The sequence below is a fragment of the Staphylococcus sp. OJ82 genome (genome assembly GCF_000294465.1).
Classification (GTDB): Bacteria; Bacillota; Bacilli; order Staphylococcales; family Staphylococcaceae; genus Staphylococcus; species Staphylococcus equorum.
The window spans coordinates 102762-125056 of sequence record NZ_ALPU01000001.1; the positions used below are offsets into that span (position 1 = coordinate 102762).

The 22295-nt window shown below is 31.6% G+C and carries 14 protein-coding genes and 1 pseudogene; 9 read left to right on the forward strand and 6 right to left on the reverse strand.

Annotation, left to right across the window (positions count from 1 at the left end; all coding sequences use genetic code 11):
• Positions 1–208 precede the first annotated feature (208 nt).
• The 3 genes from SOJ_RS00535 to SOJ_RS00545 form a co-directional block, all read right to left on the reverse strand.
• A complete protein-coding gene (locus SOJ_RS00535) occupies positions 209–577 on the reverse strand; it encodes a DUF2294 domain-containing protein (protein ID WP_002506093.1) in 369 nt (122 codons plus the stop codon).
• Between the two features lie 202 nt (positions 578–779).
• On the reverse strand, positions 780–3407 hold the full coding sequence (locus tag SOJ_RS00540) for a DUF2309 domain-containing protein (protein ID WP_002506094.1): 2628 nt from the start codon (positions 3405–3407) through the stop codon (positions 780–782).
• A 1-nt stretch (position 3408) separates the two neighbouring features.
• Positions 3409–4938 carry an NADH dehydrogenase subunit 5 gene (locus tag SOJ_RS00545; RefSeq protein WP_002506095.1) on the reverse strand — a complete coding sequence of 510 codons (1530 nt, stop codon included), beginning with the start codon at positions 4936–4938 and terminating at the stop codon, positions 3409–3411.
• Between the two features lie 547 nt (positions 4939–5485).
• Here SOJ_RS00545 and SOJ_RS00550 point away from each other — a divergent pair.
• From SOJ_RS00550 to SOJ_RS00575, 6 genes are all read left to right on the forward strand, one after another.
• The gene (locus tag SOJ_RS00550; RefSeq protein ID WP_002506096.1) at positions 5486–6370 is read left to right on the forward strand and encodes an AraC family transcriptional regulator; all 885 of its coding nucleotides are present in this window, start codon (positions 5486–5488) and stop codon (positions 6368–6370) included.
• 160 nt (positions 6371–6530) lie between these two features.
• The gene (locus tag SOJ_RS00555) at positions 6531–7829 is read left to right on the forward strand and encodes an alpha-glucosidase/alpha-galactosidase (protein WP_002506097.1); all 1299 of its coding nucleotides are present in this window, start codon (positions 6531–6533) and stop codon (positions 7827–7829) included.
• 197 nt (positions 7830–8026) lie between these two features.
• Positions 8027–9397: a melibiose:sodium transporter MelB gene (gene melB / locus SOJ_RS00560; RefSeq protein ID WP_002506098.1), complete on the forward strand. Its 1371-nt coding sequence runs from the start codon at positions 8027–8029 to the stop codon at positions 9395–9397.
• Positions 9398–9520: 123 nt separating this feature from the next.
• Positions 9521–9787, forward strand: a complete 267-nt coding sequence (locus tag SOJ_RS00565; protein WP_002511959.1) for an FmdB family zinc ribbon protein — start codon at positions 9521–9523, stop codon at positions 9785–9787.
• Between the two features lie 321 nt (positions 9788–10108).
• The gene (locus SOJ_RS00570) at positions 10109–10927 is read left to right on the forward strand and encodes an oxidoreductase (RefSeq protein WP_002506100.1); all 819 of its coding nucleotides are present in this window, start codon (positions 10109–10111) and stop codon (positions 10925–10927) included.
• Positions 10928–10949: 22 nt separating this feature from the next.
• Positions 10950–12227, forward strand: coding sequence for a condensation domain-containing protein (locus tag SOJ_RS00575; RefSeq protein WP_002506101.1), 1278 nt, complete (start codon positions 10950–10952; stop codon positions 12225–12227).
• 572 nt (positions 12228–12799) lie between these two features.
• On the opposite strand, the gene SOJ_RS00580 is transcribed toward SOJ_RS00575, so the two are convergent.
• Positions 12800–17125 carry a non-ribosomal peptide synthetase gene (locus SOJ_RS00580; RefSeq protein ID WP_002506102.1) on the reverse strand — a complete coding sequence of 1442 codons (4326 nt, stop codon included), beginning with the start codon at positions 17123–17125 and terminating at the stop codon, positions 12800–12802.
• 195 nt (positions 17126–17320) lie between these two features.
• Positions 17321–17998 carry a 4'-phosphopantetheinyl transferase family protein gene (locus SOJ_RS00585; protein ID WP_002506103.1) on the reverse strand — a complete coding sequence of 226 codons (678 nt, stop codon included), beginning with the start codon at positions 17996–17998 and terminating at the stop codon, positions 17321–17323.
• Between the two features lie 277 nt (positions 17999–18275).
• On the opposite strand from SOJ_RS00585, the gene SOJ_RS00590 reads away from it, so the two are divergent.
• The gene (locus SOJ_RS00590; RefSeq protein ID WP_002506104.1) at positions 18276–18479 is read left to right on the forward strand and encodes a TM2 domain-containing protein; all 204 of its coding nucleotides are present in this window, start codon (positions 18276–18278) and stop codon (positions 18477–18479) included.
• Between the two features lie 124 nt (positions 18480–18603).
• Here SOJ_RS00590 and SOJ_RS00595 read toward each other — a convergent pair.
• A pseudogene (locus tag SOJ_RS00595) lies at positions 18604–19308 on the reverse strand (dihydropteridine reductase).
• Positions 19309–19673: 365 nt separating this feature from the next.
• Between SOJ_RS00595 and SOJ_RS00600 the strand changes: the two are divergent.
• Positions 19674–21716 carry a heavy metal translocating P-type ATPase gene (locus tag SOJ_RS00600; RefSeq protein ID WP_002506106.1) on the forward strand — a complete coding sequence of 681 codons (2043 nt, stop codon included), beginning with the start codon at positions 19674–19676 and terminating at the stop codon, positions 21714–21716.
• Between the two features lie 18 nt (positions 21717–21734).
• Complete coding sequence (locus SOJ_RS00605; protein ID WP_002506107.1) at positions 21735–22280, forward strand: DUF1541 domain-containing protein; 546 nt, start codon at positions 21735–21737, stop codon at positions 22278–22280.
• Positions 22281–22295 lie beyond the last annotated feature (15 nt).

Below are 22295 nucleotides of genomic sequence, written 5' to 3' on the forward strand. Positions count from 1 at the left end.
TATGATGATAGTCATTTTTTAAGTAAACGGTTCTTCTGAATTCCTATAATTAACAAGCACTTACTGAGCCTTACATCGGTAAGTGCTTGTTTTTGCCAAAAATGCTTTAATTATAATATTAAAAAGCCTAATCAACTTCTATTTGGAAATTGATTAGGCTTTTTAAATACTAGCATTTAATTTTCATTAATAAATATGGTGAATTGTTCTATTCAGCAATTTGTTTTTCAAGGTCATTATGAAGTTTAAAAATCATCACACGTTCACCTGTACGAGAACTTAAATCAGTATGAAAACCTTTGACTTCTTCGCCAGTAATGGATAATACAATGTCATCGAGTGCTTCAATACCTGATTCCACGAGTTTTGAGCGTGTTCTTTTAATTGTTACTAGTCCTTCGTTCGTTTCACAAACTTTATACTCTGCTTGTGTTAATACACCTTGTAAACTCACAATAATCATATCGCGCAATATATCTGTTTTTACAGAAAGAGAGCCACGGCCAAGGAAGTCCTTTTCCCATTGAGTAATTGCTTTGCTGATTTCAGACTCATAAGTGCCTTTGGTTGTTTTCATTTAGTATGCATCTCCTGTAGAACCAAAATGAGGTTAAGTTAGATAATTATTTGAATAAAGATAACATTATCATTTTTTCATACTTTTCTCCATAGTTCTACAATATCACCTGGGAAATCATTTATATTATATTTAATAAATTAAGTACGATAAGATATCAATATTCTCATAGATCTTCGATGACATGATATTCAAATATAGCTTAATAATCCGTTGACCAGTCATGCCACTGGCCATCTTCATCAATCGTTGCTAATCTCACCCAACCGTTTTGTACTTTTTGTTGGAATGCTTTGTCCGCTTCCAGTCGTTCTTTCACAAAGTCTTCAGGCGCTTGAATCACTACAAGTAAACGTATAGGTGAATGATACATTTTATCATCTGACGACATCACGGATTGCCAAGGTAAACCTGTTAACAAATCACTCGCATTCCCTTGCATAACTCCAATGCCAGCTGTCACCGTTTGTGTTGTTTTACTACCACTACCATAATAATGGGGCGCAACTGTAGAAGCGTAATATTGTAAGTTAATCCATTGTGCTACAACTGCAGGTCCACCGATAATATTTGCTAATATACTACCATCAAGGTCGTTTTTCCAATCATAATTATGTAAAAACGCTCTACCTTGTAAGTTACCGTGCTTTGTTAGCTCACGTTGTCCAATAATAAAGGAGGCATTTTTAGCTAAGCCCCACTCTGGTCTTATCTCGCTCCAATCATTTGATAAGCGATGCGCTTCATTAACAGGGTTTTTCTTCGTTACGTTATTATTTGGTAATTGTTCTAAGCGTTGTTCGTTAGCATAATAACTGACGTTAGGCATTGCTGCTTCGATAGCATCATAAGCTTTTTGTGCCTCTTCTGGTAATTCTGGTACATAAACCCATTCTAATACGTCCACAGAAGTCTGATGTTCTGCAGCTGCGAATACGGTCGTTTCCGGAATTTCAATACCCTCACGTGCTAGCCCCTGTCTCACTTCTGGCAAGTTACATAACTTCGCTAATACTTTGCCATTAAAACCACTTGCTGCACCACCACATGCACCACAATCTAACGAGGCAGCATACGGGTTATTCGCACTTTGACTGCCATGACCACACATAACAACTAAGGGTGAAAAATCTGTCGTTAAATCCATTAAGCGTAGTGCTTGGCGTGTATAATTTAACTGCTCATCTTTTGTAAACCCTACAGGCAAACCATCTTCTTTACGATGATGGTGATCAAGTGTCAATGCTGTATCTTCTGGTTTTTGTAACCAACCTGCATAGAACCTGCGAATCCCATTTCCTACACGATTAGGTATGAAACTACGCGTAAATGTTTGTAGCGTTAACCATGGACCACTGAGCTCTGGTAAGAGTAAACTTGGTAACACATTCTGCTTCATTTTTTTAAAAGTATATGTGACCGATTCAAGTACATGCTTACGTTGTCGGAAAATAGTTGGTTCTTTTTCCTGTGTATACTCTTTAATTTTATGCTGTGGCTTACTCATTACAGGTAAAGATGGATGACTATGTTGATTCCCAAGTTCATTTTTAGCAATCGGCAAACCAAAGAACCCTGCAATACCTATCGTTTCAAAGGGACCTGCTGCTTCAATTTGTTTACGAAATGGCTCAGAACGCACATCTATACAAAATGCCATTTGTGCGAGTGGCGTGTCATTCTCTAACAACGCTTGCTTCTCAGGCGCAATAATCTTTCTTAATTGCTGATTATATGTTGCTTCCCACGCCTCTAACAATAATTTACGACGTAATTGATCATTAAACTGAGCGGCAAACAATACATGTTGTTGTTGTTCTTGTGTTGTTAATTTGTCCCATTGTTCTGCCGTAAAACCACCCCATTGCATCCATGACAAAATGCAATCCGGTAATGAAATAGATTGATTCGCTGACGTGTCATTTGTCGATATGTCTGATAAATATGGTTCCATGATTACCCACTCTATCCCTAAGCGAATCGCAAGGTAATCTAATAACAATGACTCCATTTTACTATTATTTTCGTGCTGCCATAGCATCATACCTGCCCAACCTGGTAATGATAATAAATGATTCTCTAAATAATTTTGTGTATCTTCCTCAGCAATACCTAATTTTAACAATGTTGTTCTAATTAATGATTCAGCATCATCAGGTAAAGTCTTCAATCGAGCACGTTGGTGTTTCGTTAACGCTGGATCATATTGGACTAAACGTCTCCATGAATAGAATAATCCTTTGTCACGATGAGGCATTGTCCACCCTGATTGTGCATCATCAACAAATAACTTACACCATTTAATAACGTGATAATCCACTGTATCGATTAATTTTTTATTATTTTCATCCATTACATATGTAGACAATAACGACGTTGAGCTTTTGACATCACTTGATAAATCTACATCCTCTAACTGTTGAGCTAATGCATCGACTTGCTCTTGTACATGCTGATTAGATTTTAAAGGATGTAATTTTAAAGCATTACGTCCATATTTCACTGCACTTTCTCTTGGGATTGCTAACGACGCTTGCTCCAACCACTGTTGGAATCGTTCCTCTATCTTACAGTCGTCTATTTCGCCCTGTTTCTTAGCTTCTAATATACTTGCTATCGCAGGGTAAATATCTACTTCTCGCACTTGTTTAAGCCAATGTGCAACTTCATCAAACGTTTTATCCTCTAACCCAGACCACGGACTTCTTGCCGCAAACACTGAAATGGGTGATAACGGGACAATAACCTTACTTGCAGCATCAATTAATTTTCGAATATCATTATGATTGTTTTGTGAAACATAATCTGTCTCTCTGTTTGTTTCCCCCATTTTAGTGTCCTCCTTTTGTTAAATATGTTTTAAGGTAGTTTGGATGACGTTCTACAGTCTCAGCTTTTGCATCACCGATACGTACAAGCCACATATATAATATTGAAAATGCAACCGATGAACGATTACGCGCGACCCACGTACTCATTAAACTACCAAGCAAGAGCACTAAAGCTACAATTACAACGACAAGCATAGGTGGTTGAACACTATTGAAAGTCATCGTATGTAAGGCACTAGCGAAGAAATGATGAACGATAAAGTATACTGCACCAACGACGATGAGTATCAATAAGCCCATGATACGTCCGAATTTCCCTTCTCCAAATGCCACAAGTTGTGTCCATGATACAGATAATGACCATGCTAAGATGAGTCCACTCACTAAGCGGTAGCCTTCTCCAGGCGATGTAAGCCAAAAACCTAAACCAATCGCCAAAGCTAATATACGTCCTGACACAATCCATAAGTATGACATTCTCTCACTTGCACGACTTGGTACATTAAAGTGACGCACTGCTGAACCAGAACGTAAGAAGAGCGTTGCTTTAAATAGACCATGTAAAATCAAATGGATAATCGCAGGAATGTATGCACCCATTGCACACTGGATTAACATAAAGCCCATTTGTCCAATTGTTGATCCTACTAAAAGTCGTTTATAGTCTACATGCACTAAACTTATACCTGCACCAATCAGTACAGAAATACTCGCAAACAATAACAACACAAATGTTGCAATGTCACCATTAAATATCGGTGAAAATCTTGCTAATATGACGCCACCCGCATTAACGATACCTGCATGCATAATAGCCGACACTGGTGTTGGCGCTGCAACTGATTCTATCAACCATCTTTGAAATGGAAATTGTGCAGCTGGTACCATAACCGCTAATATAATGAGCATATTAATACCAAAACTTTCCCACGCATTAATTTGAGCTAAATTTGAAGCTGTGAAAATTGAGGTGTATCGCCATTCACCAGTTAGTAATGTCATCCACACTACTGCCAACAATAATGCTATCCAACTTAACAAAAACAATTTACCAGTTACTTTTGCAGCAGCTCTCGTCACTTTCCAAGCGCTTGTTAAGCTGATTAATAGCGTTAAACCAAGTAACGTTATGCCCCAACTGACAACCATAATACGCAAATCACCTGTTAACCAAGCCATGGCGGCAAAACTAGTCGTAATTGTAAATAAAGTGAAGTACTTTCTATAACTTCGATCGCCCATTAGATACTGTACACAATAACGTTGAATGATTAAGCCTATGACTAAAACGAAAAAGGCCATTAACCACGCTAGAAAATCTGAATACCAAAACCCTACTTCTATATTTTTCGGTGCGCCTATAAGTCCGATAAATGCTACAAGCGGCGGTAATGCCACTAAGAATATGTGTATACGCACATACGCCAATGGTATGCGTGAATTTAAAAACATTATGCCACTCAATACAGAAACAATGACAGTGATAAAAAATATAATTAACAGTATTGATACATTAAGCGATGTGAGCATATTAGATTCTCCTTTCTTTTTACATTACTTTTAGCGTTACAAGATTAAACTACTTTCATTTATAACTTGTTATGTCCAGTTATTTTTCCATTAAAAAAAGCCGACAATATACAATAAACCACGCATGATTTATTACAATTGTCGGCTTCATTACAACGCACTTTTTAAAGAAGTGATTTGCTTTGCTACCTTATATGTATGAATGTTTATGAATTTTATACTCTAAAATATTACATTTAATCTTATATGACGGATGATTTTAACTTTTCAACACTATTCGTACACTTTTTCAATTTGCCAATAATATTATTAACAACTTGCTAAAGCTTTAACATCGTGAAAAAAGCAGTATTCAACGACTATATTTATTTTTATTTAATATTACAAACATATACTTATTATTCGTGATTGTCAAGAAACACAAACTTCATTCAAATCTGTACCTCCTATTGTAAAAGTGAAAAATATAACAACTAGTTGTTCGAGAAATGAGTGAAATGTAAATGAAGCATGTTAAAATGAGTAACAAAAGTTGGGAGGCGTAGATTTGGAAAATAGGTTAAATTATAATTCTTATGGTTTTAGATTTAAAGGAGATTATCAAGATAAAGTTGCTGGATTAAATGCAATGGGTTTTGAACTTCAACAAAGCCAAGAATACAAATGGCATGGTTTAAATCGTGGAGAAAATGATGTATTTATCTTTCAGTATACGACAAATGGCTATGGCATTATTCAAATAGAAGATAAAACTTTTAATTTAGAAAAAGGAGAAGCTTTTTTTGTCAAAGTTCCAAGTAACCATTGCTATTATCTACCTCATAATTCAAATGAATGGGAATTTCTCTATTTCACAATTTATGGCGATGAAGTCAGTAGATTATTTAATATAATTGTAAATACATACGGAAATATATTCAAATTACCTTTACACTCAAAACCAATTAAACATATTATAGAAACTTTAGAAAAAGTGGATACTATCGGAATCAACCATGGTTACGACGCTTCTTCTTGCGCCTACGCCTTTATTATGAAGTGCTTAGAGTATTTTGAATACGGCTATCAACACTCTGATGATTTCCCTCTATCTATTACAAAAGCGATTAACTTCATTGAAAAACATTATCAAGAAGACATAAGTCTAGATGATATTGTTAAAGTGTCTAATTTATCTAAATATCATTTCACCCGCCAATTTAAAAAGTCTATAAAAGAAACCCCCATTAATTTTTTAGCAAAAACTAGAATAAACAAATCACTTATTTTATTAACCTCAGATGATAAGAACATTGAATATATCGCACAAGAAGTGGGCTACACTTCTAGTAATTATTTTAGTAAAGTATTTAAAAAGTTTATCGGGACAACTCCAAATAATTACAGAAAAACCATCAATATAATGCCTGTAGATAAAGTTTTCACCGATTGACAAAGAGCAATATATTACTCTTTTTAAAAATATTTACGCTTGTTTATCCTCTAGTTAATGACTAACCTAAAAGTAAGCTATAGCGATTCAAGTATTTTATTTCCATAAAATAAATTCAGTTGTTTAAGTTTTATTTTCCAACTGTCAGGAGGAGTAAATATTGAAAAAGATTACATTTTTAGGTGCAGGAAGTACTGTTTTTGCAAAGAATGTACTAGGCGATTGTATGACTGTGGATGCTTTGCAAGATTTTGAATTTGCATTATTTGATATAGATAAAGAGCGTTTAAAAGATTCAGAAATGATGTTGAATAACTTGAAACAAAACATGAATTCTACCATTACAATTAAAGCATATCAAAATCGTAAAGCAGCATTGAGTAGAGCAAAATATGTCATAAATGCAATACAGGTTGGTGGCTATGATCCGGCTACAATTACTGATTTTGAAGTACCAAAAAATTATGGATTACGACAAACAATTGCCGACACACTTGGCATTGGTGGCATTTTTCGTAATTTGAGAACTATTCCCGTAATGCAAGATTTTGCCAACGATATAAAAGAAGTTTGTCCCGAAGCTTGGTTTTTAAATTATACAAACCCCATGGCTGTTTTAACAAATATTATGTTGAAAGAAGGCATTAAGACAGTGGGCCTATGTCATAGTGTGCAAGTATGTGCTAGTGAATTACTTGAGTCTTTGGAATTACCAAAAGATAACATACAGTGGAAAATCGCTGGAATCAATCATATGGCTTGGCTATTAGAAATTAAACGTAACGAAAAAGATCTTTATCCAGAAATTAAAAAGCGAGCTAAAGAAAAACAAAAAACAACTCACGACGACATGATTCGGTTTGAATTACTGGATAAATTTGGCTATTACGTCACAGAATCGTCTGAACATAATGCCGAATACCATCCATACTTTATCAAAAGCCAGTATCCGGAATTAATAGCTAATTACAATATTCCATTAGATGAATATCCACGACGTTGTGTTAAACAAATAGATGATTGGAAACAAATGCGCGATGATATTGTTAATGATCAAAACCTTTCACATGAACGATCTCATGAATACGGTTCTTATATTATTGAAGCTATGGAAACAAATAAGCCATTTAAAATTGGTGGCAACGTTTTAAATACAGGTGGGTTAATCAATAATTTACCTGAAAATGCAGTTGTTGAAGTTCCTTGCTTAGTTGATGCAAATGGTGTTTCACCTACTTATGTTGGGGATTTACCAGAACAACTTGCAGCCCTCAATAGAACAAATATAAATACACAATTATTAACAATTGAAGCTGCTTTAACTAAAAGTAAAAGTAAAATTTACCAAGCTGCTATGTTAGATCCACATACCGCAGCTGAGTTATCTATTAACGACATTATTTCCTTATGCGACGATTTAATTGAAGCACATGGCAATTGGTTACCAGAATATAATTAAAATAAAAACCAGGCTTTTACTATTTATCTTAGAAAAGTCTGGTTTTTCTAAGATTATTAAATTCCATTAATGATTACACAATGTAGAAATATAGCTTAACACTCTATTTCACAAGCATATTAACTATGCGTATTTTGTTAACGCAATGATTTAAAGCGCTTTCATTATTGATTAGATACTATAGAGAGGTGATATAATTGAAGAGACAAATAACCCGTAAAGAAAAATATTCATTTGGAATTGGTGCATTTGGTAAAGATTTGGTTGTTAACTTAATAGGTATATATCTTATGTATTATCTTACCGACATCTTAGGTGTTGCGGCCGGTTTTGTGGGCTCCTTATATTTTGTTGCTCGTATTTGGGATGCGATTAACGATCCAGTCATGGGAATGATTGTGGATAAAACTAAAACTAAATGGGGGAAATTCAGACCCTGGTTAGTCATAGGCACACTTATAAATTCTATTGTAACAATTATTTTATTTACAAATTTTGATTTAACAGGAACAAGTTTATATATATTTATTTCAATTATGTATATTCTTTGGGGCATGACTTATACAATGATGGATGTTCCTTATTGGTCATGGTTACCTAATCTAACCAATAATCCCACCGAACGTGAAGAAGTATCTGTCATCCCTCGTATTTTTGCGAGTTTAGCAAACTTAATTCTTGGAGCTATAGGTTTAAGCGCTGTAATATATTTAGATACAATTTTCGGCACTGGAGATCAATCTACTGGTTTCTTAATTTTAACGGGAATTATCATTCTTTTTTTCATAACTACAATGGGCATTACCGTATGTAATGTAAAAGAGGCTCCTACAAATATTGATACTGGTATTACACTACGCTTTAAAGATATTTGGCGAATACTATTTACCAATAAAGAATTACTAGCCTATATCGGTATCCTAATTACGTTTTTCTTATGTACTCAAATCATTGGCAATGTACTCATTTATTATTTTAGTTATGTGGCAGAATCAAAATTCTTATTTGCCCTATATAACGGTATGGGATTTGTAGAAATTATAGCATTAATTCTTTTCCCTAGAATTGCCAAATTACTTACAAGAGAACGTATATTTCCGATTGCAACATGTAGTATCATTATAGGCCTACTCATTTTATTACTAGCTAGTTATGTTTCACCAAGTGCTATATTACCAGTTGTTATAGGTACTACTTTTATAAAAATTGGCACTGGATTTATCATGGGAATTATAACAGTTTCTATTGCCGATGTAATAGACTATAGTGAAATGAAATTTGGTCAAAGAAACGAAAGTGTCATTACTTCTACTCAAACATTTTTAATGAAAACAGCTATGGCAGTTTCTGGTTTGATTACTGGTTGGAGTTTAACTTTTTTAGGTTATCAACCTGGTGTAGAACAAAGTGAATTCACCAAGAATGGATTGCGTTTTATCATGACTATTCTACCTATTATTTGTATAATAGCAAGTTACCTCATTTATAAATGGAGCTATAATTTAAAAGGTACATACATTAAAGATGTAGTACATGTATTGAATCAAAGAAAAAGTAAAAAAGGTTGATATTAAAAACAAACGAAAGTATTAGATACTCTCATTTATTCCTTGATTTTAAAATTCTACACTTTCAATTCCCCGGGAAATATTCAAAGGTGATATTTTGCCCAAATTGGAGCCTGATGAATAATGCCAAACTACACATACACATGTCCGAATTGTGATGAATTTACAATTCGTCAATCCATGAACGACATACACAATAACGTTTCGTGCCCTGAATGTGGACATTTATCTAAACGTGTATATACTGCTTTTCAAACCTATGGAATGGACTCAAAGTTAAAAAATCGTATTGAACAAGGACAACAACCCAAACTCGTTACCAAAGATAAATTACCTCAACAAAATCGTGCAACTACAAATGCTGTCAGACCTTGGATGGCCGGACATTAATATATTTAATAGCATTACAAATACTCAGATCCACCATTGCTTAGAATTAAGTAGTAATGGTGGATCTTTTATATTCATTACTTCTAAATAATAATTTCATCGGTACATTCACACCCTCACACTGAGTACATTTAATTTAAAAACATTAATTTTACTTTCAGTAGATAGAATTAACATTTCGTTAATAATTTTAATAAAACTAAAAAGAGTTATTTTTTAATAAAAGTATAATTTGTGATATATTTATAAAATAATCATCATATATATATTCAGTTTACTTAATATTTTTATTTATTTTCAAAAACAAAGGGGATGGTTTTAATGAAAGTTGCTATAGTCACAGGAGCAAGTAGTGGAATTGGTTTTGATACAGCTAAAATGTTAGCCAAAAAAGACTACCGTGTTTATGCTCTTGCAAGAAACACAAAGAAAATGCAAGGTTTATTAGCATATAATGTCAAAATAATGAAACTAGACATAACAGATTATAATGCAATCAAAGAAGTAGTTAACCATATTTTAAATAAAGAAGGCCATATAAATATTTTAATAAATAATGCTGGCTATGGATCATATGGTGCTATTGAAGATGTATCAATTGAAGAAGCGAAAAGACAGTTCGAAGTAAATCTATTTGGTCTATCTGAAATAACAAGAGCCGTTATACCTTCCATGCGTGAACAAAAAGCAGGAAAAATTGTAAATATATCGTCAATCGGTGGACGTATACCTAATTATCTAGGAACTTGGTATCATGCTTCTAAACATGCTTTAGAGGGATACAGCGAAAGCTTACGTTTAGAACTTTCCGAATTTGGTATAGACGTTATCGTTATTCGACCGGGTGGTATAAAAACAGAATGGTCTTCTATTACAGCTCAAAATCTTAAATCATCTGCTAAAGGAGGAATCTATGAAGAAAAAGCTTTAACACTGGCAAATTCAATGATTAAATTAAATTCACTTAATTTATTTTACCCTCCTTCCGCTGTAGCTAAAGTTATAACTAATTCAATAGAAAGACGCTTTGTAAAACCGCAATATATTGTCGGTTTCCTTGCTAAAACCTCTATTTTTTTACATGCATTACTACCAGTTAAGCTATATAATTTTATTATCAAAAAACCGGTATCTAAATAATTTATGACAGGAGCGAATTTAAATGTCCACTGCAAATCTAACTTTGGCTCAAAATCATTATGCAATGTTGGAGTTATCACAACCTAATACAAGCATTTCTAATCTTTCTAATTTATTATATATCGAAAACACTTATTCTTATGATGCAATAAACAATGCATTAAATAAACTTGTTGAAAATTTTGATGCATATAGAATTCATATAATTAATGAATCAGGTGAACTAAAACAATCTTTACAACCTTTTAATTTCGAATACTTCCCATTAGTTGAATTTACAGACGAAGCTCAATATAACGCTTGGATTGATCAACAAAAAAGCAAATGCTTATTTGATTTAAATAGCGATTTATACGACTTTACAATTGTAAAAAAACCCGATGGAAAACATTGCGTTTTCTTCACACATCATCATATTATTACTGATGCATGGAGCATAACGCATTCCGTTAACTATGTCGCAAAAACTCTGATTGGCCACAATATGGAACCCAATCCTTATTCTTATTTAGATATCACTAATGATGACAAAAAATACTTAAATTCTAACCGTTATGAAATCGATAAAAATTATTGGTTTAATAAAGTATTGAATTTTAAAATTACTGATTTTTTACCAAAGTTACAAAATGAAAATTATAAATCAGTAAGAAAATCTTATTCTCTTACTGAAGATGAATTTAAGTTCCTTCATAAAATGTGCAGTGATTATTCTATTAGTATTAGTACAATGTTTATGTCTTTAATGCATTTATATGTTAGTAAATTATCGAATAAGAAGCAAAATTCAATTGGTTTAATGGTACATAATAGAAGTAGTAACATTGAAAAAGAAACTTGTGGTCTTTTTACAAAAGCGCTACCATTAATTGTTGAAATAAACCCTGAGCAAACTGTTGAAAGTTTTATCAACTTAGTTAAAAAAGAGAACTTCACTTTACTAAAACATAGAAAAATACCTACTACATTATTAATAGAACAAAATAAGGAAAAAGATGTAACGGCCTTAGCTGATTTTGCTATTTCATATCATAATATGCAATATGATAATGAAATTACAAAAGAAGGTTTTAAAGAGGAATGGTTATTAAATGAAGCAAATCTTTACAACAAATTAAATATGAATATTAGTAATAGAAATAATGAGAATACATTGCATATCGATTATGACTTCAGCACATTCTATCTAAGCGAGACTTATATTGAACAAATGCATTATAGTTTAATGGATATTTTAGTTCAATTTCATAATAATCCGCACACATGCTTAAACGACATAGACGTTGTTCCTTTTAAATGAGGTCGATAATTCATGGTAAATATTACTTTGTTTTGTATTCCACATGCAGGGGCAATAAATTTATATTTCACCCCTAAAATATAAACTTCAAAAATGATATTGCTTTAAAACCATTAGAACTTCCAGGTCATGGAGAAAGATTAAGGCTCTTTGTTAAAGAGGATTGATACAATTTTTTGAGATTAGGCAACCTTATGTTGCTTAATCTCTTTTTTGCTTGAAGAAGCATAAAGTATTGAAGTTAGTAAAATACGGCTCATACATATCAAGTGTATGAGTCAAAACTTTGTACCTTTCTGTTAAGTGAAACGGTAAATATTTTTCATGAGTGTAATTTTCTATCTTTTACGATATCCATGACTTTATATGTTGTTGCGTCGCAAAAGATGAAACTATTAACACTTGTCCACATGTTTAACGCATTTAAATTCATCCATCTTATTTTCAATGATAGATATTTTTTGCGCTTTTTTATACCAAAAAACAGGACTGATTTTTAAGTCTGTCCTGTTTAGTATAGATCCTAAAAAATAAAAACGAGGTAGCAAAATAAAATTTGCTACCTCATTTTGTTAGAAATTATTTTTTGTATGATTAATCATTATATTTAATGTATTTTCACTTGTTGGTTCCCACTGGAAATTCAATTTTTTTAGTATGAAATTAGTTTTATAATCCAAAATTTCAAAATGTGCTTTATTAAATAATGTATTGTCTAAGATACCTGTATGCAGTAGAAATGCATTGACTTCATCACTCATTACACCAAGATTTATACATTCCATTAAGTGATCCAAAAAAGCATCCCAATAAACAGCTTCTATATAATGGTTGTTCTCATTATATACTGCCATTAATTTCTGGAGTGATAAGCGCTTGTTGTTATAAATGTGATGGATTTCATTGCTTAATTGATCATTCAATATTAATTTATTACATGCTTTTGCAGCTTGGTCCACATGAGTAAATTCTAAGTCATCTTCTTCGAGCCTTGGAAACTTTTGAAGCATCTTGAATGATTTTATAACACTATAAAAAGCATTGTTTTCTTCATTTTTTTGAAAAATTCCTGTTCTAGAGTCACATTGTAAGTTACCTAGTCTATAAATGTTCGTCTCAATGCCTTCTTCACGATAAGCAATAAGTAATTTTTCAGCTTCTATTTTACTATCAATATAAATATTATTTGGTTTTTGAGAAATATCCACGTCATATTCAGAAAAAGTACTACTATCTTTATCCTCTATACTGCCTGAAGCTATACTAATTGTAGACATATGGTGAATTTCTTTTTTATTTTTATCTTTTGCAAACGATATTAAGTTGTGGATTGATTTAACATTTGTGTTATAAGAAGACTCTTCTGTCGCAAAATGATTTACATTTGCTGCTGCATTTATAATAATATCTATATTATTTACTAAATAATCATAATTGCTATTAGAAAAACCTAAATATTTTGATTCAATATCGCCCTCTACAAAATGAATACGACTCAAATCCTCTGTTTTTAATTGAGAATTAAAGTAATAGAACCAATTGTTATTTAATTTGTTCTCACCACTTATTTTTTCACTATTTCTCACTAAGACATAAATAATTAAATCTTTACGTTCTAGTAGATCTTTTAATATATGGATACCTAAATAACCTGTAGCTCCTGTCAATAATATTTGTTTATCTGATTTAACTACATCTTTATCAATAAATTTATAATTTTCATTACTTTTCACTTTGTAATCATTGATTTCAGATATAAAGTCACTATTAAAATGATGTTCATTCTTAACATTCGGAATTTTTAATGCGTCTAATTTTGTCATTACATTCATTTCTTCACGTTCAACCAACGCTTTACTTATAGATGCAATGGTCTGTAACTCAAAGATGTCTTTAATTGATATATTATATGATTTAGATATTAAAGATGTTAACTTTATAGCCTTAAGTGAATCTCCTCCCATTTCGAAGAAATTATCATGAATACTAATTTGATCCACATGTAATACTGCTTCAAACGTTTTTGCTACAGCACTTTCCATATCATTTGTCGGCGCTACATATACTTTACTTTCAACTTTAATTTCTGGTAAAGCTTTTTTATTCAGCTTTCCATTTGAAGTTACTGGCAGTTCATCAAGTTGCGTCATATATGCAGGTATCATATAATCTGGTAACTTTTGACCTAAAGATGTTTTTAAAGATCCAAAATCAAGTGAGTCATCTGATACTAAATACGCACAAATAGATAGTTCATTATCAACCATCGGTCTCGCTACATCATTGATATGAGTATGTTGTCTTAAAATACTTTCAATTTCACCCAATTCAATACGATAACCGCGTATTTTAACTTGTTCATCTATACGGCCTATATAGCTAATATTGCCGTCGCCATTCCATTTCGCTAAATCTCCCGTACGATATAATTTACCTTTCCCAAATGGATTATCAATAAATTTCTCTTGTGTTAATTCAGGACGATTTAAATAACCTGCTGTGACACCGACACCTGCAATACAAAGTTCACCAGGCACTCCGATACCCATTATATTATTATCTTCATTTAAAATATAAGCTTGAATATTGGAGATTGGTTTGCCGATTGGAATCGAATCATATGTTTTATGATTTTCACAGTCAAAACTTGTTACGTCAACGGTTGTTTCAGTAGGGCCATATAGGTTGAGTAAGGCAGTATTGTTTTTATTTCCAATAAAATGATTAAAGTCATTAACTTGTTCCGGTTTTAATGCTTCTCCACTAGCTAAAACATATTTTAGTTTCGAAATGGCTTGTGCGTTGTTTGTAGATTTAATAAAATTAACAAACATATTTAACATCGACGGCACGAAGTGAACCATCGCTACTGAGTAACCTTCTAATAATTCAGTTATTTTTTCAGGGTTCCCTTCTTCTCCAGAAGGTAGTAGAACAATTTGACTACCAAGCATTGCCCAGCCAAAGATTTCCCATACTGAAACATCGAAGGTATAAGGCGTTTTAAATAATATTGTATCTTCACCATCGACATTATATTTATTTATCACCCAGTTTAAACGGTTCATAACGCCTCCACTATGCGCCATAACGCCCTTCGGTTTTCCAGTTGTACCTGAAGTATAAATAACATACATTAAGTTAGACTCATCTGAAATTTGTTTTAAATTAGAAGTTGGGAATGCTTCTAACCTTGTTGTTTCAGTTAAATCAATGACTTTATTTCCATAATTTATAGCTTCATCTAATTCTCGATCTGTTAATAAAACCTTCGGTTGACTATCTTCTAAAATATAATTAATGCGGTCAATTGGGTACTTAGGATCGATTGGAACATAAGCACCACCTGCTTTTAAAATCCCATAAATACCAATAATCGTTTCAAGTTGTCGATCCATAATTAAGGCAATTAAACTGTTAGCTCCAACACCTTCAGCTCTTAATTGATAGGCAAGCTGATTCGCACGTGCGTTTAACTCATCATAATTTAAACTTTCACCTTCATACGTAATGGCTGTTTGATAAGGCGTTGCTTTTACTTGTTTTTCAAAACGCTCTACAAATGTTTCCTTATTATTTAAACTAGCCTCTGTATCATTAAATTCATTTAAAATTGTATATTTCTCATTTTCATCCAATATCTCTATATTTTTGATTTTTGTATTTGGATTTTCTATTGCCTTATCCATGATTTTTAAAATAATATTATGTAAATCTATAATTTCTTTCTCATTCACAATAGCTGTTTGATAATCATAATCTACAGTTAAAGTGTTCTTTCGATTTCTATTACTAATATTCACAGTTAATGGCGCGTTATTTGAGCCATTTTCTATCCATTCATCTGAATAAACATTTTTTAAAACTTCATGACTGTATTGAGTATTTTGGTAAGAGATCAGACAGTCTAATAGTCCTTTTTGCCCACCACTATCTTCTACTATATTTCTATAAGGGTATTTTCTATGCTTTAATATATTGAAGGTTTCATATTTTGTTTGAGTTAATAAATCAGATATAGAATAATCACTAGAGACATCAATTATAATTGGCAACGCCCTTGAAAATACTCCTGTAACTCCTTTTTCTGCTTTTTTATTTCTATTATGCATTATCGACCCAACTGAAATTTTTTTCGATGCCGTTTTTTTATATTTTATAATAATCATCATAGCAGAGAATAAATTATTAATACTTATATTATTTTTTTCACAAAATTCGTGTATTCTATGGGTTTCAATATCAGACAAACTATAACTTTTTCTATTACTATGACCATTATTATCACTATTTTTCTCGAATAATTCATTGTCTTCTAAATTTTCAGTCTTTTTCAACCAGAAAGATTTATCTTTTTCAAATCTTTTAGTATTTTTATATTCTATTTCTTCTTCGATGTAATCAAAATATGTAGATTCTATTTCCTTGCTATTCGGTCCATCATTTAAATATTTACTTATTGTATTTGCAGCTACTGTTATACTCCATGCATCTGAAATGACATGATGTTCCATCAAAAATATTCCGATTTTTCCAGTAGGTAATTTCACTATTTTAAAGTCAAATAAGTCACTATCTGTTGAAAATAAATTTTTGCGTGCTTGTTCATTAATCCATTTGGTATACCCTACTTGATTATTCTTAAAGTCAACAAAATCAAATTTTTTGTCTTTATGTTCACTAATATATTGTTTATATTCACTCTTCACTTTTTTCAATTTAATTCTATAAGTTTCATGTGTTTTTATTAGATTATTTAATGCTTTTTCTATTTCTTCTATTTTAATACCAGGTTTAATATAAATAATAACTGATATATTATTAATACTATTATTTTCATAATATTCTTGTAGTTGAATAATCTCAGTTTGTGCATCTGATAAATTAATTGTTTCCATAATTAAACCCCCTTTTTTATATCTTAAGATTAACATATTTTTTAAAAAATAACCTTTTATAACTTTTATTATTATTAAAATAAAGGTTATAAAAAGTTATAGATTGTAAATATTTTGTAAATATTTTATTGAAATCAAAAAATAATATTAATTAAAACAAACGTAGTGTAAAAACAGCTTATAAGAGCAGCTGGTTTACAACACTTTAATAAATGATTTTTTTATATTTTGATAAGTAACCAATTCAATATCAGGTTCGGTGATATTTTTGCAACAAACAGCTACTTTGTAATTTGCGATAATATCTAACAATAGAAAATGATTTGTAATAACTTGATTATTGAACGACAGTTTAATGTTTTGTTTCCTATTAAGATCAAAAGATAAATCTTGAATATTCAAATATAAACCCTGTCCTACAAATTTAATATAGCTCTCTTTTAAGCACCAAATCGAAAAGAAATTTTCTTTATTATTGCTCAGCTTAGCGCGTTCACTATCATGTGTTATATCATTAAACAGCTTCTTATTTATGTCTTCTATTTGTTCTATATCGACCCCTACTGACGAATTGGAGATATAACAAGCCGCCCATTCATTTGAATGAGATAAATTAAAATGTACATTCTGTGCTTTTGCTAAAAAAGGTTTGCCATACTCATTTTCCTCAAAAATGAGTTCTTCAGGAGAAAATCCATAATCTTGTATCAGCGCATAATACAATAACAGTTCACTAACCAAAGCAAGCATTTTATCATTTTCAACATGTAACTTATGGATTCTGCTCCGCTTGTCGCCTTTTATACGATTTAAAAAACGTTTTTGTATAGCATCATAGTTTAAGTCACTAACATTTATTAAATATAACTTCATCTATTTGCTCCATTCTAACTAGGTTTAATACATATCGATTTACAAAAATATACAATGATATAAAAAGTTATTAAAAATATTATATTATTATTTACATAATAACACGTGGAAATAATTTTGATATTAAATATTTTTTAAGATTTTGTTATTGTAATAATAATTTATATCATACAGATATATTGGTTTTAGAAGAAACAAATTGATGGAAATGACAAAATATTATGTATACCCCCTTTTATATTGTATAGTGCGTATAAAAGAGTTAGGAGATGCTTGAATGAAAGTTAACAAAATAATTTATATGCTATTAGCCTTCTTTCTAGGTGGATTGGGCGTCCATAAATTTTACTCAAATAAAAGAAAAATAGGGATATTATATTTTGTGTTTTGTTGGTCTGGTATTCCTGAAATCATTGGTATCGTAGAGGCGATTTTAACTGTTTTTAAAAAGGCAGATAGTAATGGTGATATAACAGTATAAAGAAATTTAAAATTCCAGTTCCCAAGGAATCTATTAATATAAAAAATAGCAGTGAAGTCCTCTATCATTATAGATTTCTTCACTGCTATCTTCTTATGTTTTAATTTTATAACAATTCAAACATTTATATTGTTAAGAATTCTGAGCGTTGTTTCTCACGCTTATCAATTACAATTTGTGACGTTTTAACATCTAATTCTAATAATTTTTCGATATTTTGAGTTACGAATTCATCGCTTCCTACTATATAGAATCAGGCGTTTTTATCCATTGCAATATTTTCTAATTCTTCATAATATGATGCTCTACTATCCACAAATTGTGATGTGAATTTTTTATCTGGTACAGACTTAAATATATCTGTAAATAAGAATTCTCTAGACGAATCAACATTTATAGAATGTATTTTATTAACATCCTCAGCGTTCTCTAAATATTTAAGTACTATTGGTCTATATGTTGCCAAACCAACGCCAGAAGATAGTAAATACACATTTTTACTTTCTCTTTTTAGTGGAATATTTGAATGTGTTTTAAAAATTGCTACTTCCTGTCCAACTTCTAAATTATTTAAAATATTTTTAAACTCAGAACATTGTTTTCTTATTCTTGTAGTAATTCCAATTATATTCTCATTAGGAACGGTAGAAATCGACATATGGCGGACCAAGCTTTTATTTGGTTTTTCGCCTTCATTAAAGCCTTTTAAGCCCATGTGTGTATGAGATCCTTCTTCCCAAGTAAATCCCTCTGGGCAATCAAGTAAATACGTTTTAATTTCAGACGTTTCATTAATAATCTTATTTATTTTAGTCCAATATATCTGCATTTATATATTCTCCTCATCATTTACGATTAAATCTATTTATATAATATACTCCAAATGATAATAATTATCAATTAAAGCATATTACTGTTTATCGAAAATAATTTTACAGAAGTGATTTTCGCTATATTTAAAGCGTGAGTAGAAAAAAGGGCAGCTAACTCTCCTGTTGAATATATAGACATATTTTTCACCTCCTATTTTATTTAATACACTATTACCCTGAGTAACAGTCAATATAAATAAACACTCTCATTATGTTTTCTACCAAATTATTTATGAAAAGTCGAAATATTTATACCCCTATAAGGTATGTGTTATACTAAAATCATCTTATTACCAATTCTATAAATATAGGGGGTTTTATTATGGAACATAATGATCAACACCATAATCATGATGCTCATAGTCATCACGAACATGAGCATCATGACAGCCATAATGGTCATGCGCATCATCACGGTAATTTTAAAAATAAATTTTTTATTTCTTTAATTTTTGCAATACCTATTATTATTCTATCACCAATGATGGGTGTTACATTGCCATTCCAATTTTCATTTCCAGGTTCTGATTGGATTGTTTTAATCCTTGCTACAATTTTATTCTTTTACGGTGGCAAACCATTTTTAACAGGTGCTAAGGATGAGATTTCAACTAAAAAACCTGGCATGATGACGCTAGTTGCTTTAGGCATTTCAGTGGCTTATTTTTATAGTTTATATGCTTTTTACATGAATAATTTCACCGATTCCTCAACGCATACAATGGATTTTTTCTGGGAATTAGCGACTTTAATTTTAATTATGTTGTTAGGTCATTGGATTGAAATGAATGCTGTAGGTAAAGCAGGCAATGCATTGAAAAAAATGGCAGAACTGTTACCGAATATTGCAATTAAAGTGACAGAAGATGACCAACGTCATGAAGTTAAAATTGATAACATCAATATTGATGATATTGTTGAAGTTAAAGCTGGGGAAAGCATACCTACAGATGGCACAATCACTCAGGGCGAGACATCAATTGATGAATCATTAGTTACTGGTGAATCAAAAAAAGTTGCCAAAAAGTATAATGATGACGTTATTGGCGGCTCTATCAATGGTTCAGGCACAATACAAGTTAAAGTTACAGCCACTGGTGAAAATGGCTACCTATCTCAAGTTATGGGATTAGTTAATCAGGCGCAAAATGATAAGTCAAAAGCCGAGCTTCTCTCAGATCAAGTAGCAGGTTATTTATTTTATTTTGCAGTGAGCGTAGGGTTAATTTCATTTATTGTATGGATGCTTATTCAAAATGATATCGACTTCGCACTTGAAAGACTTGTTACTGTATTAGTTATTGCTTGTCCACACGCATTAGGACTGGCCATTCCATTAGTTACAGCACGCTCTACTTCTATAGGTGCACATAATGGCTTAATCATAAAAAACAGAGAATCTGTAGAAATTGCCCAACATATTGATTACGTTATGATGGATAAAACAGGAACACTTACTGAAGGTGATTTTACAGTAAATCACTATGAAAGTTTTACTGATGAATTCCATGAGGAGATAATATTGAGTCTATTTGCTTCATTAGAAAGTAGTTCTAATCATCCACTTGCTACTGGAATCGTTGATTTTACTAAAGGTAAAAATATCTCGTATGCTAATCCTAAAGAAGTTAATAATTTACCAGGCGTAGGATTAGAAGGCACAGTTGATAATAAAATACTCAAAATAACGAATGCTTCTTATCTCGATAATAACAATCTTAAGTATAATAAAGAACAATTCACTCATCTTGCTCAACAAGGTAATTCTATTAGTTATTTAATTCATAACCAACAAGTTATTGGCATGATTGCACAAGGCGATAAAATCAAAGAAAGCTCACAACAAATGATTTCAGACTTATTATCAAGAAACATTACACCAGTGATGCTTACTGGTGATAATAAAGAAGTTGCAGAAACAGTTGCTAAACAATTAGGAATTAACGATGTCCATGCACAATTAATGCCCGAAGATAAAGAAAGTATTATTAAAGCATATCAAAGCAGAGGTAGTAAAATTATGATGGTTGGCGATGGAATCAATGATGCTCCCAGTCTTATAAGAGCAGATATTGGAATGGCGATAGGCGCTGGAACAGATGTAGCAGTCGAATCAGGCGATGTCATACTTGTTAAAAGCAATCCATCCGATATTATCAATTTCTTTACACTTTCTAAAAACACTATGAGAAAAACAATTCAAAATTTATGGTGGGGTGCTGGATATAACGTTGTAGCCGTTCCTCTTGCAGCCGGTATATTAGCTTTTATAGGTTTAATATTATCGCCTGCTGTAGGTGCAATACTCATGTCCTTAAGTACAGTTATCGTAGCAATTAACGCTTTTACTTTAAAATTAAAATAAATGATAGGGGTTAAAATTATGATTAAAAAATTAAGCTTTATTATATTAGCATCAGGCCTCGTATTATCAGCTTGCTCAAATGGCAGTGGAGAGGAAAAAGATTCTAAAGATCAAAAACACGAGGAACATATGGAACATAAAAGTGAAAATAAAGTTCCAGAGGATATGGAGAGCACAGAAGAAAGTAAATTTAAAAAAGATGATGAAGTTACTATTACAGCAGGACACATGCCAGGTATGAAAAATGCGGAAGCTACTGTAAAAGGTGCTTATGAGACTTATGCTTATGTCGTAAGCTATACACCCACAAATGGGGATGAAAAGGTAAGTAATCATAAATGGGTTGTTAATGAAGAAGTTGCCGATGCCCCTGAAAATGGCTTTAAGAAAGGTGATACAGTTAAATTAGAAGCTGACCATATGCCAGGTATGAAGGGGGCAGAAGCAAAAATAGATGATGTAAATAAGACAACTGTTTATGTAGTTGATTATAGATCAACTGAAAATGACAAAATGGTTAAAAATCATAAATGGATGACAAGTAACGAACTAAAATCGAGATAAATTAAATTATCCTTT